Genomic DNA, 14,017 nt, shown 5'->3' with positions numbered 1-14,017 from the left:
GTGCTGCCCTCCACCGAGGTGTTTCCCCTGCTGGCGCCGCAGATCGAAGGCATCTCGGCCGATCGGTGCGGCGATACGGCCGTACGGTCGATCAGTGACCGTGGCCGGGTCGTGACGTTGATCCCCGGCGAGCGGCGCACCGGAGAAGGCCGGGCGCCCGGGAATCGATGGGGTTAACGGGGCATGCGGAAACCTGTAGTGGTCGTCTGCGCGGCGGCGTCGGCACTGTTGCTCGCGGGCGGTGTCGCGGCAACCACCGCGGATGCCGGCGAGAGGCCGGACACGCAGGGGTGGGGTGGGTTCGCCTTCCCCGGGTGGCCGTTCTTCGGGGCGGATCACTCCGATGACGACCGGTATTCAGATGTGGACGAGGAGCCGGACGACTACCGGAACTCCGACGACCGCCCGAACGTAAGTGACGACGACAACTCGATCGACGATTACGACAATTCGGATGAAGAGCCGGGGGCTGATCGGGAGCGGCCGGGCTTCGCGGTCCAGCGGCAGCCCGCCCAGCAGGACGCTCAGCAGCAGGCCGCTCGACGGCAGGCCCAGCAGCAGGCGGCCCAGCAGGCCGCGCAGCGGCAGCAGGCTCAGCACGCGGCCGCTCAGCGCGCCGCCGCTCAGCGGGCCGCGGCCCAGCGTGAGCAGCGCCAGCGCCAGTGGCAGCAGGGTCAGCGGCAGCAGGGTCAGCGGCAGCAGGCGCAGCGGCCCGCCGCTCAGCGCGGCGCGACCGTGTTCGACGCCGCCCGGCGCAATGTCACGGCGGCTGACATCTCCGGCAGCCCCGCGGCGCCCGTACAGCAAAGGGTCTTGATCCTGGTCAATCAGAACCGGCGCAAGGGCGGCTGCGGACCCCTGGAACTCGACCGGCGGCTCATCGAGGCGGCCAACCGGCACGCGGCCGACATGGCCCGGCGTGACTACTTCGAGCACGACTCGCCGAACGGCGACAGCGCGGGCGACCGGGTGAGCCGCGCCGGTTACGACTGGAAGCGCTACGGCGAGAACATCGCGCGCGGCGCGGACAGCGCGTGGGAGGTCGTCGACGGCTGGATGAACAGCCGCGTGCACCGGGAGAACATCCTCGACTGCGGCCTGCACGAGATGGGCATCGGCCTGGCCCTCGACCGCGATCGGACCACCTACTGGGTGCAGGACTTCGCCACTCCGCGCAGATAGTCCTTTTTGTACACCTAACTGAATACCGGTTTAGTGCCACGGCGCTTCCCCGGGATCTATGTGTCGCACGTCTGTGCTTCGATATGCGAACACATTTCCTGGGGAGGAAGCACATTGGGAGTGAGACGGGTGGCTGCCCGCCTCACCGGGACTGCTATCGCGGTCCTGGTCGGCGGGGGTCTCGGCGCCGTGGCGCTGTCACCGGCCGGAGCCGGCGCCGTGGTGAGCAAGCCGGTGGCCGCGGTCGTCGTGACCAAGGCCGCAGCGGCGGGCTGTGCGACGGGTAAGTACCAGAAGTCGGTCGAGATCCTGCTCAACAAGCTCGGCGGCTTCGGCAAGATGTCGGTCGACGGCAAGCAGTCCGCGACCGACTGCGCCAACATCAAGAAGTTCCAGAAGAGGTACGGCATCCAGCCGGCACAGGGTCTCGCCGGCCCGACCACGTACGACGTGGTCATGCGCCTGGCGGGCACCAAGATCGCCGACTGCAAGGCCGCCAAGACCGGGGTCACGTTCTGCGTCAACCTGACCAGGCAGACCGCGTGGGTGATGAAGAACGGCAAGCGCATCACGCCGTTCACCGTCGTCCGCACCGGCATGAAGGGCTACCGTACGCCGGCCGGCACCTTCAAGATCAACAAGCGGACCGTCAAGGAGTGGTCGGACCCGTACGAGGTCTGGCTCCCCTACTGGCAGCGCTTCAAGGGTGGTATGGGTTTCCACCAGACCACCACGTACATCCACGACAAGTGGCGCGGCTCGCACGGCTGCGTCAACCTGTTGCCGGTCGACGCCAAGGCGTACTACAGCGTCGGCAAGATCGGGATGACGGTCAAGACCTTCGGCCGCCGCCCCGGCACCTGATGTCGCCCGGGGGCGGGTCGCGCTACGCGGCCCGCCTCCGCGCGTGGGTGGTGAGCACCTCGTTCGCACCGAAGTGGCGCTCGACACCGCCGGCCGTGACCAGCCAGAGGCCGTCGCGGCCCAGCGTGTACCGCACGTCGGTGAACCGGCTCACCGTGTCATCGTGATGCACGACGGTCAGCTCGTCGGCGCTCATCATTTCCACCCCTTGTTCTTCGGTCGGCGGTGCTTCGTTCTTTACGGATCCGGCCGCCCGGACGGTTCATTTCCCGCCTCGGCATAGAGTGGCGTGCGTGACCCGCTCACGACCCCTGGTGATCGCCGCAGCGATGATCTTCCTGGTCAGTTCCACGGCCGCCTCGTGCGGCGACGACGAAAGCGGGGTCGGTCTCGGCGAGGCCACCCGGGGCACGGTGGCCGAGATCGTCGAGGCGCCCGGCTCCGTCACGGCCCGTGCCGCCGCCACGGTCAGCGCTCCCGCCTCCGGCACCCTCGCCGAGCTGCGCGTCGAGCCCGGTCAGCGGGTCACCAAGGACCAGGTGGTCGCGGTGATCGATTCTCCCGAGCTGGAGTCGCGCCGCCGCTCGGCCGAACGAGCTCTCGATCAGAGTTCGGGCGGATCGGTCGCGGTGAGCGATTCCTCCGCTTTCCTTGCGGTACGCCATCAGACCGACGCCGACGCCGAAAAGGCGTACAAGCAAGCGCGGGCCGCGGCCGCTCAGATCACCGATCCCGCGATCCGGCAGACCCTGTTGCAGCAGGTCGACACCGCCCGCCGGCAGTACAACCTGGCCTCGGCCGCGGCGGCGGCCGCCCTCCGCTCGGTCCAGCAGGGCGTGGCGTCGCTGGGTGAGGCGGTGAGCTCCCTCTCGTCGGCCCAGCGGCTCCAGGCCCAGCAGGCGTACGACCTGGCCGACGCCGCGGTCGAAGCGCTCACGGTGCGGGCCCCGGTGGCCGGAGTGGTGCAGCTGGGCGGCGTGGCCAGTGGCGGAAACTCCCTCACCGACCTTCTGTCCGGGGGCGGCGCCGCGGCGGGCTCCGCATCTTCGGGCGGTGGAGCGCTCCCCGGCGTCGACGAGGCCGTGCCGCGGGGCGCTTTCGTGGCGGCCGGCACGCCCCTTCTCACCGTGGTCGACGTGAGCCGCCTGGGCCTGACCGCCGAGGTCGACGAGACGGACGTCCTGCTGGTCAAGGCGGGCACCACCGCGACCGTGGAGCTGGACGCCGCCCCGGGCGCCTCCTACGAGGCGAAGGTCCGCTCGATCGACCTGCTGCCGACGACATCCGCGCGCGGCGGCGTCTCGTACAAGGTCCGGCTCGACCTCACCACCGGCGACGGCGCCCCGGCCCCGCGCCCCGGGATGAGCGCGGTGGTCCGCCTCCAGGTCCGCGAGGCCGACGACGCGGTGACCGTCCCCGCCTCGGCCGTCATCAGCGTCGACGGCAAGGACACGGTCTGGGCCGTGCGCGGCGACCGCTACGAGCGGGTTCCGGTCACCCTCGGCGTCCAGGGCGAGGACGTCGTCCAGATCACCGACGGCCTCGACGCCGGCCAGCGGATCGCCGTCTCCGGCGCCGACGAGATCCAGCCCGGCGACAAGGCCCCGTGACCGCCCCCGCCTCCCTCGACGGCGCGCCGGCGGCCATCGTGGCCGAGAACGTCAGCCGGACCTACGAGCTGGACGGGGTCTCGGTGCCGGCGCTGCGCGGGGTGTCGCTGACCGTGTCGGCGACCGACTACGTGGCCATCGTGGGCACGTCGGGATCGGGCAAGTCGACGCTGATGCACCTGCTCGGCGGGCTCGACCGGCCCAGCGGCGGCACGCTGCTGATCGGCGGGCGCGACGTGTCGGCGCTGAGCCCGGCCGAGATGGCCCGGCTGCGCAACGAGACGATCGGGTTCGTCTTCCAGTCGTTCCACCTGCTGGCCCGCACCACGGCCCGCGACAACGTGGCCCTGCCGCTGGTCTATCGCGGGGTGGGGCGGCGGGAGCGCCGCGCCCGGGCGGCCGAGATGCTGGAACGGGTGGGGTTGGGCCACCGGCTCGACCACCGGCCCAACCAGATGTCCGGCGGCGAGCAGCAGCGGGTGGCGATCGCCCGGGCCCTGGTCACCGGCCCGTCCGTGCTGCTGGCCGACGAGCCCACCGGCAACCTCGACTCCACCACCGGCCAGTCGGTGCTGGCCCTGCTCGAGTCGCTCAACGCCGACGGCGTGGCGGTCGTCCTGGTCACCCACGACAAGGACGTCGCGGCCCGGGCCCACCGCCAGATCGTGATGAGGGACGGCCTGATCGTGGCCGGGACGGCCGCCGCATGAGGCTGGCCGAGGCGTGGCGGGTGGCCATCGACGCGCTGCGGGCCAACCGCCTGCGCAGCGTCCTGACCATGCTCGGAGTGGTCATCGGGGTGGCGGCCGTGGTGGCCCTCGTGGCCATCGGCACGGGCACCAAGCGGCAGATCGAGCAGCAGGTCGAGGGGCTCGGCAGCAATCTGCTGCTGGTCGTGCCGGGCCGGCTGGAGGCCGGCGCGGCGCCCACCGCCTCGACGCTGACCATGGACGACGTGGACGCGGTGACCCGGGTGGTGGGCGACCGGGACCGGGTGGCGGTGACCATCAGCTCGGGGGAGACCGTGCGGGCGGGTTCGCAGTCGGCCTTCGCCAGCATGCAGGGGGTGCTGGAGACCACGCCGACCGTGTTCGTGCGCAAGCTCGACCGGGGCGGCTATCTCACGCGTACGGACGTGACGACCGGGCGGCGGGTCGCCGTGCTGGGCGCGGGGGTGGCGTCGTCGCTGTTCGGCGACCGCGACCCGATCGGGCGGCAGGTCACCATCGGCGGGGTGCGGTTCCGGGTGATCGGGACGTTCGAGCGGCTCGGGCAGAGTCTCGGCGTCGACCGGGACAGCGAGGTGCACGTGCCGGTCACGGCGGCGCAGCGGCTGCTCGGCACCGACCGGATCGACGGCCTGGCCATCCGGGCCCCGGACCGGGAGCGGATCGGGGCGCTCGGGGCGGCGGTCGTGGCCACACTCAGCGACCGGCATCCGGAGACCGACTTCAGCGCGGTCACCCAGGAGCAGATCCTCGGGGTGCTCGGCGACATCCTGGGCGTGCTCACCGGCGTACTGGCCGCCATCGCCGGCATCAGCCTGCTCGTGGGCGGGGTCGGCGTCTCCAACATCATGCTGGTGTCGGTGCGGGAGCGGACCAAGGAGATCGGGCTGCGCAAGGCGGTCGGCGCCCGGCCGCGCGACATCGGCGTGCAGTTCCTGCTGGAGGCCGTGCTCCTGACGACGCTCGGAGGCGTACTGGGAATGGCCTTGGGAATTTCCGCCGCCCTGGTCGTGGACCGGCTGTCGCCCGTGCCGGCGGCGATCACCTGGTGGTCGTTGGCGCTGGCCTTCGGGGTGTCGGCCGCGGTCGGCATCGTCTTCGGCGTGGTGCCGGCGCAGCGGGCGGGCAAGCTCGACCCCGTTGTCGCGTTGCGCACAGAGTGACCGGGCGGCCGCTTTTCTGTCGGAGGTGTCGGGGAAGCTGGGCCCCATGAGACGGGAACCGCCGGCGCCGCTGCTGGTCATCACGGCGATCGCCTCGGTGCAGGTGGGCAGCTCGATCGCGCACGGGCTCTTCGACGACCTCGGGGCGAACGGGGTGACGTTCCTCCGGCTCGCCCTGGCCGCGGTGATCTTCGCCCTGGTCACCCGGCCCCGCATCCGGTCCTGGAGCCGCTCGGCCTGGATGGCGGCCGCGCTGCTCGGCGTCGTCATGGCCGGGATGAACCTGATCTTCTACCAGTCGATCCGCACCGTGCCGCTGGGCATCGCGGTCACCGTCGAGTTCCTCGGGCCGCTGCTGCTCGCCCTCGTGCAGACCCGGCGGCTGCTCGACCTGCTGTGGGCCCTGATGGCGGCCGGCGGTGTGCTGCTGCTCGGGCTGGACAGCGGCGGCTCGGCCCCGGTCACCGGGCTGCTCCTGGCCTTCCTGGCCGGGCTCTTCTGGGCCGGATACATCGTGTGCAGCGCCCGGCTGGGCGGGCTCGTGCCCGGTGCCGGCGGGCTCACGGTGTCGCTGTCGGTCGCGGCCCTGATCGCCCTGCCGTTCGGCGGGGGAGCCGCGGTGGAGGCGATCGGCCACCCGTCCTGGCTGGTCGCGGCGGCCGCGGTGGCGCTGCTCTCGTCCGTACCCTCCTACGGCCTGGAAATCCACGCCCTCCGCAAGATCCCGACCCAGGTCTTCGGCATCCTGATGAGCCTCGAACCGGCCGCGGCGGCCGTGGCCGGGCTGATCATTCTCGGCCAGCGGCTCGGTGGCGCCGAGATCGTAGCGTTGGTGCTGGTGACGCTGGCCAGCGCCGGGGTGACGCTGGCCGGGCGGGAGAAGGCTCAGGAACAGGTGGTCCTCGCCGAAAAGTCAGGGGACACGAGGAGGACGTGAGTTGCCGTTTCGGATCCGCGACAAATCCGGCGCTGCCCGGAGTGTCGCGTATTTGATGCTGGCGGCCGCGCCCGCCAACTTCGTCACCTGCATCGTCCTGCCCAGCTCGCGCCCGATCGGCTGGATCGTCACCACCGTCGTCGTCTGCGCCTTTCTGATCGTCGGCGGCCTCATGTGCCTGCGCCGGCCGGAGAAGGTGCCGCACGCCTGGTGGCTGATCGCGCCGTTCTTCGCCACCGCCCTGATCACCACCCTGAACCAGCTCTCGGACGACGCCAGCACCGGCGCCCAGCTGTTCTACCTGTGGCCGGTGCTCTACGCGGCCAACTTCCTCAGCCGCCGCCTCATGGGCGTCACCCTGGCCGCGATCTCCCTGGCCCACGCGTCGGTCGCCTTCCGGGTGCTGACGACCGGGCACGCGACCTCCGACTGGTTCTCGCTGACCGTGGCCTTCGGGCTGACCATGGTCGTCGTCTACAGCCTGCGCCGGCGCAACGACACGCTGCGCGAGGTGCTGGAGACGCAGGCCCTGGCCGACCCGCTGACCGGCGTCGCCAACCGCCGCTCCTTCGACAGCGAGATCGGCCGCGCGGTCGCCTGGTCCCATCGCACGGACAGCCCGCTCGCCCTGCTCACGGTCGACATCGACTACTTCAAGAAGATCAACGACACCTGGGGCCACGCGGTCGGCGATCGCGCGCTCCAGCAGGTGGCAGAGGCTTTGTGTGGTACGGCCACAGGTCCCGACGACGTGGTGGCCAGGCTCGGCGGCGACGAGTTCGTGGTGCTGCTCCGCGCGGACCGGATGGCGGCCCGGCGTGCGGCCGACGCCGCGCGGGCGGCCCTGGCCGGCACCGGCCTGCCCGGCGGGGCGCCCGGGCTGAGCATCGGCATCGCGCTGCTGCCCGACCACGCCGAAACCGGCGACGAGCTGATCAAGGCCTCGGACACGGCGCTGTACGAGGCCAAGACGGGCGGCCGGGGCCGGACGGCGATGGCCCACCCGGCCGCGGCCCGGCAGAACGTGGACCGGGTGCAGCCGTCGTCGATCAACTCTTACGGATGACGGGCTGCTCGGCGGTGGGCTCGTCGAAGGCGTCGTTCGCCGGTCGTTTCTCTTTCTCGGGCTCTTTTTCGGGCTGGACGCCCAGGATGTCCTCGCGGCTGCGCGGATAGGGGCCCCAGCCGTCGCGCAGGACGTGGATGTAGACGGCCTCCAGGCAGACGCCGACGCGGGCGGCGAGTTCGCTGTCGTCGGGCCGTCCGAGACGTACGGCCTTGGCGAAGTGGTCCAGGGCCTCCATGTGACGGCCCTGGTCGTAGCAGCTGCGGCCGGCGTTCTCGTGCACGACGCTGCGCAGGAGCTCGGGAACATCGTCGGCGGTGGCCTTGGCGAAGAGGCGGTCGGCCTCCTTGAAGTCCCGCCGCAACCGGAGGATGTGGGCCAGCTCGGCCTGAGCGATCACCATCGACTGCACGTCCCGGGCCGACTCGGCGTGGGCCAGAGCGAGCCGGCTGGCGGCGGCGGCCATGCCGAGCTCACCGAGAAGGCGGTAGACCTCGGCCCGGACACTGAGCAGTCCCGCCTTGGCGACGTTGTCGACCTCGTCGGCGAGCGGCCCGTCGAGCTTCTCACCCAGTTCGCGCAGCGCCTCCCGGTCCTCGACGACCTCACGGAGGGTGCCGCCGTCGAGCCGCCAGCGGATGGCCTCGAGATCGGCCGCGGACAGGCTGGGCCGCTCGGGTTCGGGCTCGGGTCGCTCGTCACGGCTGCGCTCGGCGGCCTCGGCGAGCATGCGCTGCTCGATACGCCGCCGAACCGCCTCGGCGTCCATGGTCGAGGGGCCGTCGGTGGTGTCGCCCGGCTCGTCCTCTTGCTCGTCCACGGCCGCGGCCGGGCCGTTGGCGAGGGCCATGGCGCGGAAGAGTCCCGTGACGTCGAGGTCGATGACGACGCCGTCGGTGGAGCGTTTTGGTTTTTCGCCTCTATCGACCGTTGGGCGCGTCTCGGCTACCTGGGACTTTTCGGACATTTCCGGCTTTTCGGCCGGCTGGGGTTTCTCGCCGGCGTCGGCCTCTTCTGTCAGCGGCTCGTCTTCAGCCTCGGCCTTGGAGCTGAACCACATGCCGCCGAAATCGGTGTCGGCGGGCCGCACAGGCTCCGTGTCGGGCCCGGACACCTCGAGCCGGGCGATCGGCCGAAGGTTGTGCAGCGTGCCATCCGGATCCATGTAGGGCGCGGCGTGCGCCCCCAGACGCTGCTCACCCGGCGTCTCAACCGGCCGCGCCGCCTCGTCCTCGGCCTGCGCCGGCCCCGCGTGCTGAGCGGTGTGCTCAGCGCTTCCCGCATCCGGCCGGCGCCCAGCGCTGGGCCAGTGAGGAGCCGGCCCGTCCGACGGCACCCGAGGAGCCGGAACGGCAATCGCCGCCGGCCCCGCTCCTTCCTCACCGGAACGCCCAGAGGCAGGAGCACTGACCGGCGCCGAAGCAAGCGACGTAGGCCGCGGCGCAACCTGCCGCACATCACCAAGCGACCCGGGCCGAGCCGCGGGCACAGCCGCCTGGGACTCGCCGATCGCCCGGCCGTCGACCGCGTGACCGCTCACGTCCGCGCCGCTGACGGTCTGACTGCTTGCGGTCCGGCCGCTCACGGTCTGATCCTGATCCGCGTGGCTGGGCGCCGCATGACTCTGCGCCGCATGGCCCGTGGACGTCTGAGCAGACGCCGTCGGGCCGGGCGTGAGTGAACTCTGAGCGTAAGCGGACGGCGGCGGCCACGCGGCCGGCGAGGCCGGAGCGGACGGCAGCGGACCGGTCGGGGCACCACCCGGCCGATGGTCTTCGAGGCCGGCCGGCGCGATCGGTCCACCGGGCACCGGCACGTCCGTGGATTCCGCGAAGCCCTGCGGCCCCGCTGCCGGTTGCGCGCTCGGCGGCGTGGCGCTAGACGGCGTGGCGCTAGGCGGCGCCCAAGGCGAGGTCCCCGCCGGTGCGCCGGTTTGCGGGGTTTCGCCGGGCTGTGTTGCCGGGCCTTGCTGCGGCACGCCGGGCTGTGTTGCCGGGCCCTGCTGCGGCACGCCGTGCTGCGTTGCTGGGCCCTGGCTCGGCATGCCGTGCTGCGTTACTGGGCCCTGGTGCGGGCGCGGTGTGGCGGCGGGCTGGGCGTAGTTCTGCGGGTGGGCGGCGTCCGAGTTCGGAGGCGCGGCCCCGTGCTGCGGCGCGGGACGTGGCTGGGCGTAAGCCTGCGGTGCGCTTTCCTTTGGTGCGCTTTCTTGCGGCCGCGTCTGAGGCTGTGGTGACTGTGCTGGCAGGGCGCCAGGCATGGCCGAGCTCTGCGGTACTGCGCTGGACCGCTGCGGAGCACCCGTCTGCTGAGGCGCGGGCTGCTGTTGGGGAGCGCCGTGCGCCGGAAGTGCCGGCCTCGCGGTGCCGTCGTGCGCCGGCCGAGCCTGCTCCGGCGAGCTGCTGTAAGGCTGCTGCGGAGCCCCGTGCTGTGGCTGGTGCGGCGGCACAGCGCTCGGCGGCGGGACCGGCCCGGGGGCAGCGTAGGACTGCGGGGTCTGCCCGGAGGCGGGGATGTGGCCAGGGGTGGCGTAAGGCTGCGGGCTCTGGCCGGAGGCGGGGATGTGGCCAGGGGTGGCGTAAGGCTGCGGGGGCTGGCCGGAGGCGGGGACCTGGCCCGGCGTGGCGTAGGACTGTGGGGCGTTTCCCTGGGGTGCCGGAGCCTGAGGATGTTGTGCGGCTCCGGGGAAGGTAACCGCCGGCGTCACTGGGGCAGCCGGCGGTGCCGGGTGCGGGTGGTCGGACGACGGGCGCGGGGCTGCGGGGGAGATCGGCGGGGTGAGGCCGGTCGTCGGCAGGGAAGGCGGGGGAGCCTGGTCGGCGACCATGGACCATGGCCCGTCGGACTCCGAGAGAGTGACGTGGGCGGTGCGCGGGCTGCGGCGAGGACGGTGGTCCTGCGAGCCGTAGCCCCGGGCTGCGTCGAAGGGCGCGCCCGAGCCGTCCTGCGGCTGCGGGGGAAGACCAAGACGGGAGTTCGTGGTCGCGGGCGAACTGCTGCCGCTCTGCTGCTGCGGTGGGATGCCGAGGCGGAAGTTCGTGGTCGCGGGCGAACCGCCGCTTTGCTGCTGCGGTGGGTCGCCGAGGCGGGAGTTAGTGGTTGCGGGGGAACCGTCTCCACGTTGTTGCTGTGGTGGGACGCCTAGGCGGGAGTTTGTGGTTGCCGGGGAGTCGCCGCCTTGTTGCTGCGGTGGAATGCCTAGGCGAGGGTTTGTGCTCGCGGGGGAGCCGCCGCCGACCGGCTGGTTCTGCGTGGCGGAGGGTTGCGCGGATGCCGCCGGGGCCCGGCCGGGAGCCGGGTGGGACTGGGGCGAAGGAAGCTGGCTGTGCGATCCGTCGGTGGGGTGCGGCGGGCGCGCGGGCTGAGGGGGAGCAGTCGCGGAGCTCGGCGTTGGGCCGGTGCTGCCCGCGTTGGGTTGGGGCAGCGACGAGGGGCCGTTGTTCGCGCTTGCCGTGTGGCCTGCGTGCGGCTGGGCGGTTGGCGACGACGCGGCCGCCGCGGGAGGCTGCGGCTGAGCGGTCGTAGGAGACGCCTCCGGCGCCGGCCGTCCAGCTTCGGGCTGCGGATAGGGCCCGGCCTCGCCAGCCGCGTGCTGCGGACGGGTGGGCTGTTGGGGCGCCGCGGGCTGCTGGCGGTTTGGCTCCTGGGGCGCTGCAGAGTGCTGGCGGTTCGGCTGCGGAGCGGACGCAGGTTGCTGGCGATTCGGCTGCTCAGTGGCCGTGGGCGGCTGCTGGGCGACTGTGGGGTGCTGGTGGTTCGGGTGCTGGGTGACCGTGGGCGGTTGCTGCGCGGCTGTGGGGTGCTGGTGGTTCGGGTGCTGGGTGGCCGTGGGCGGCTGCTGCGCGACTGTGGGGTGCTGCTGGTTCGGGTGCTGGGTGTTCGCAGGCGGCTGCTGGGCGACTGCGGGGTGCTGGTGGTTCGGGTGCTGCGCGGGCGCGGGCTGCTGGTGCGCGGCCGCGGGCTGCTGGGGAGTGACGGGCTGCGAAGGGGGCGTCGGAGCCGCGGGGGCGGGGGTGACTACGCGCGCGGCCGGGGTTGGGGCGTGGGTGCCTACGACGCGAGGGGCCGTGGGTGGGTCGGCCTTGACCACGCGGGGAGTGGGGGGCGGTGCTTCCTTGCCGATCACCTTGGGGGGTGCGGGCGGCGCCGCCTTGCTGATGACTCGTGGGGTGTCGTTCTGCTCGGCGGAGGCCTGGTCGTCGGTGGGGGCCTGGGACTCGGGCTCCGTGCGGTGCGGTGCGGGGTCGGCCTCGTCCTGCTTCGTGGGGCGCAGGTCGGCGGTTGCGGCCGGGACGCGGGAAGCTTCCGGCTCGGGGGTCTCCTCGGCGGTGGTGTGCTGGGGGTCCGCAGTGGGCCGGTGGCGTTCGGCGACGATCTCGCCGTCGATGGTGCGGGCGGGGCGCTCGTCGAGGATCTCGCCGTCGATGGTGCGCGGGGTGCGGGCGGCGGGCTCGTCGGCGGGCCAGGTCTGGGCGTCGGCGGCCTCGACCGGCCAGCGCTCGTCCAGCGGGTCATGGTCGGCCGGCCAGGGACGGCGGTCGTCGTAGGCGTCGGGACGACGGCCGTCGTACGCCTCGGCTGGGCGTCGCTCGTCGTACGCGTCGACTGGGCGCCGCTCGTCGTAGGCGTCGGGGCGGTGCCTCTCGTCGTAGACCTCGTCGGGGTAGCGCTCGTCGTAACCCGGCGCCTGGGCGCGGCCCTCGTAGGCGGAAGCCTGTGCGCGGTAACCAGCCGGCTGGCCCCGGTCGTCGTAGACGGCTGCCTGGCCTCGGTCTTCGTAACCCTCGGGCGGGCGGCGACGGTCGTCGTAACCGGGAGACCGGCGGCGGTCGTTGTAGTCGGCGGGGCGGCGGCGCTGGTCGCGTGGGTCGTCGGCCTGATATTCGTCGGCGGGGTAGTGCTCGTCCAGCTCGAAACGGGCGTCGAGGTCGTAGCTGACGCGGTCGCCGCGCCGACGGGAAGTGCCGCGGTAGTCGTCCTCGGGGGAGCGGCGACGGTCGCGCGGGTCGACCTCGTCGTAGGCCCGGTCGTCGTCGCGGCGCGGCTGCTCGTCCCAGATCATGGCGGTGCGGTCGCCGGTGCGGCGCCCACGTTCGTCGGTGGGGAAGCCGGGGGCGTAGCGGTCGTCCGGCCGGCGCGGGTCGCCGGAAGGGCGGCGCGTCTCGTCGTGAGCGCGGCGCGGCTCGTCGGAAAGGCGGCGCGGGTCGTCGGAAGGACGGCGAGGGTCGTCGTGAGCGCGGCGCGGCTCGTCGGAAAGGCGGCGCGGGTCGTCGGAAGCACGGCGAGGGTCGTCGTAGGAATCGTAAGAACGACGTCGGCTGTCGTCGGGCGCTCGGCGGCGGTCGCCACGGTCGAAGGCCGCCGGGTCCTCGAAGGACGCCGCGGGCCGGGGGCGGCGATCATCGCGGACGGCGCCGTCGCCCTGGGTCACGCGGCGCGGCCGCTCCTGGTCGGGGCGGCGGTAAAGGTCCATCGGGTCGCCCGGCGCCTCCGGCACGCGGGCACGTCCGCTGGCCGCGGGCCGCATGTCGCCCTCGGTCCGCCGGCCACCCTGCGGAGCCGGGCGCGGCGCCGGCCCCCGCCGGTCCCCGCCAGGACCCCGGGGGTCCGAAGAGGGCGCGGAGACGCCGCGGTCGGCGGCAGGCCGCTCGGAGGCGGGGCGCTCCGAAAAGGGCCGCTCCGAGACGGGCTGCTCCGAGACGGGCTGCTCAGGACGGTCCGAGGCAGCACGACCCGCAGCGGGACGGCCCACGGATGGGCGGTCCGAGGCAGGAAGGTCCGAGGCGGGACGGCCCACGGAAGGGCGGTCCGAGGCGGGACGGTCGGAGGGATCCCCAGCGGGCCGGGCACGACCACGCTTGCGGCCGTCGGCGGCCTTGGGACTCGCCTTGCCGGCCAGCCGGCGCCAACGGCTCCCCGAGCGGCGCTCCGCCGCCGGCTCCTCGTAGTCCTCGTCCCAGCCGACCGTCACGGCGCCCGGCTCCGGGCCGTGTCCGTATGCCACCAGGTCCCGGTGGTCGAACGGCTCGTCGATGTCGTCGTGCAGGTCGGTCTCGCGGCGCCGGGCGCCGCCGTCGGCGATCGGGAACTCGGGATTTTCGAAGTCGGCGCCCAGCTCGGGGCGGTTGAAGTCGACGTCGTCGAAGTCGTCGCCGGCCAGGTTGGGCTGGGACGTGTCCACCGGGGAGAAGTCCGGGTCGTCGAGCCAGCTGGGCCGCTTCGTGTCGAAGGCGCTTCCGTTCGCCCGCCGCTGCCGCCGGGCCGCCAGCTCGTCGACCGGCGTGCCGTCCTCGCCGGCGCGCTTGGTGGGTATGACCGGCTCGGGGCCGGTACGGCGTACGAAGGGACGCTCTTGAACGACAGCCGCGTTCGGAACGAGCGAGTATTCGGAATACTCCTCGTCCCAATATTCGTCGTCCTCGAAACTCATGAGGCGACCCTTCGCGGCATGCTGCCCCCCGTCTGTCACG

The 14,017-nt window shown here is 72.8% G+C and carries 9 protein-coding genes; 7 read left to right on the top strand and 2 right to left on the bottom strand.

All coding sequences use genetic code 11. The features are described 5' to 3' along the window. Window positions 1–183: 183 nt before the first annotated feature. Together ACQP2X_RS30365 and ACQP2X_RS30360 are read left to right on the top strand one after the other, a co-directional pair. Complete coding sequence (locus ACQP2X_RS30365; protein ID WP_498687675.1) at window positions 184–1,182, top strand: CAP domain-containing protein; 999 nt, start codon at window positions 184–186, stop codon at window positions 1,180–1,182. 120 nt (window positions 1,183–1,302) lie between these two features. Continuing rightward, on the top strand, window positions 1,303–2,046 hold the full coding sequence (locus ACQP2X_RS30360) for a L,D-transpeptidase family protein (protein ID WP_498687674.1): 744 nt from the start codon (window positions 1,303–1,305) through the stop codon (window positions 2,044–2,046). 22 nt (window positions 2,047–2,068) lie between these two features. Here the strand turns inward: ACQP2X_RS30360 and ACQP2X_RS30355 are convergent, their stop codons facing one another. Then, complete coding sequence (locus tag ACQP2X_RS30355) at window positions 2,069–2,242, bottom strand: hypothetical protein (RefSeq protein WP_498687673.1); 174 nt, start codon at window positions 2,240–2,242, stop codon at window positions 2,069–2,071. A gap of 97 nt (window positions 2,243–2,339) precedes the next feature. Here ACQP2X_RS30355 and ACQP2X_RS30350 point away from each other — a divergent pair, with 97 nt between their 5' ends. Genes ACQP2X_RS30350 through ACQP2X_RS30330 form a run of 5 tightly spaced genes read left to right on the top strand, consistent with a single transcriptional unit; the run spans window position 2,340 to window position 7,550 of the window. Next, a complete protein-coding gene (locus ACQP2X_RS30350) occupies window positions 2,340–3,656 on the top strand; it encodes an efflux RND transporter periplasmic adaptor subunit (protein ID WP_498687671.1) in 1,317 nt (438 codons plus the stop codon). Next, the gene (locus tag ACQP2X_RS30345; protein WP_498687669.1) at window positions 3,653–4,366 is read left to right on the top strand and encodes an ABC transporter ATP-binding protein; all 714 of its coding nucleotides are present in this window, start codon (window positions 3,653–3,655) and stop codon (window positions 4,364–4,366) included. The genes ACQP2X_RS30350 and ACQP2X_RS30345 overlap by 4 nt, the downstream gene beginning before the upstream one ends. Further along, on the top strand, window positions 4,363–5,547 hold the full coding sequence (locus tag ACQP2X_RS30340) for an ABC transporter permease (protein ID WP_498687668.1): 1,185 nt from the start codon (window positions 4,363–4,365) through the stop codon (window positions 5,545–5,547). The genes ACQP2X_RS30345 and ACQP2X_RS30340 overlap by 4 nt, the downstream gene beginning before the upstream one ends. A 46-nt stretch (window positions 5,548–5,593) precedes the next feature. Next, on the top strand, window positions 5,594–6,484 hold the full coding sequence (locus tag ACQP2X_RS30335) for an EamA family transporter (protein ID WP_498687664.1): 891 nt from the start codon (window positions 5,594–5,596) through the stop codon (window positions 6,482–6,484). 1 nt (window position 6,485) lies between these two features. Beyond that, on the top strand, window positions 6,486–7,550 hold the full coding sequence (locus ACQP2X_RS30330) for a GGDEF domain-containing protein (protein WP_498687662.1): 1,065 nt from the start codon (window positions 6,486–6,488) through the stop codon (window positions 7,548–7,550). Here ACQP2X_RS30330 and ACQP2X_RS30325 read toward each other — a convergent pair. Next, window positions 7,534–13,977 carry a hypothetical protein gene (locus ACQP2X_RS30325; protein WP_498687660.1) on the bottom strand — a complete coding sequence of 2,148 codons (6,444 nt, stop codon included), beginning with the start codon at window positions 13,975–13,977 and terminating at the stop codon, window positions 7,534–7,536. The two genes, ACQP2X_RS30330 and ACQP2X_RS30325, sit on opposite strands and share 17 nt — an antisense overlap. Window positions 13,978–14,017 lie beyond the last annotated feature (40 nt).

Source organism: Actinoplanes sp. CA-131856, from assembly GCF_050956135.1.
GTDB lineage: Bacteria > Actinomycetota > Actinomycetes > Mycobacteriales > Micromonosporaceae > Actinoplanes.
Note: the sequence above shows the minus strand (reverse complement) of the source record. Positions and strands in the feature narration are given on the sequence as shown.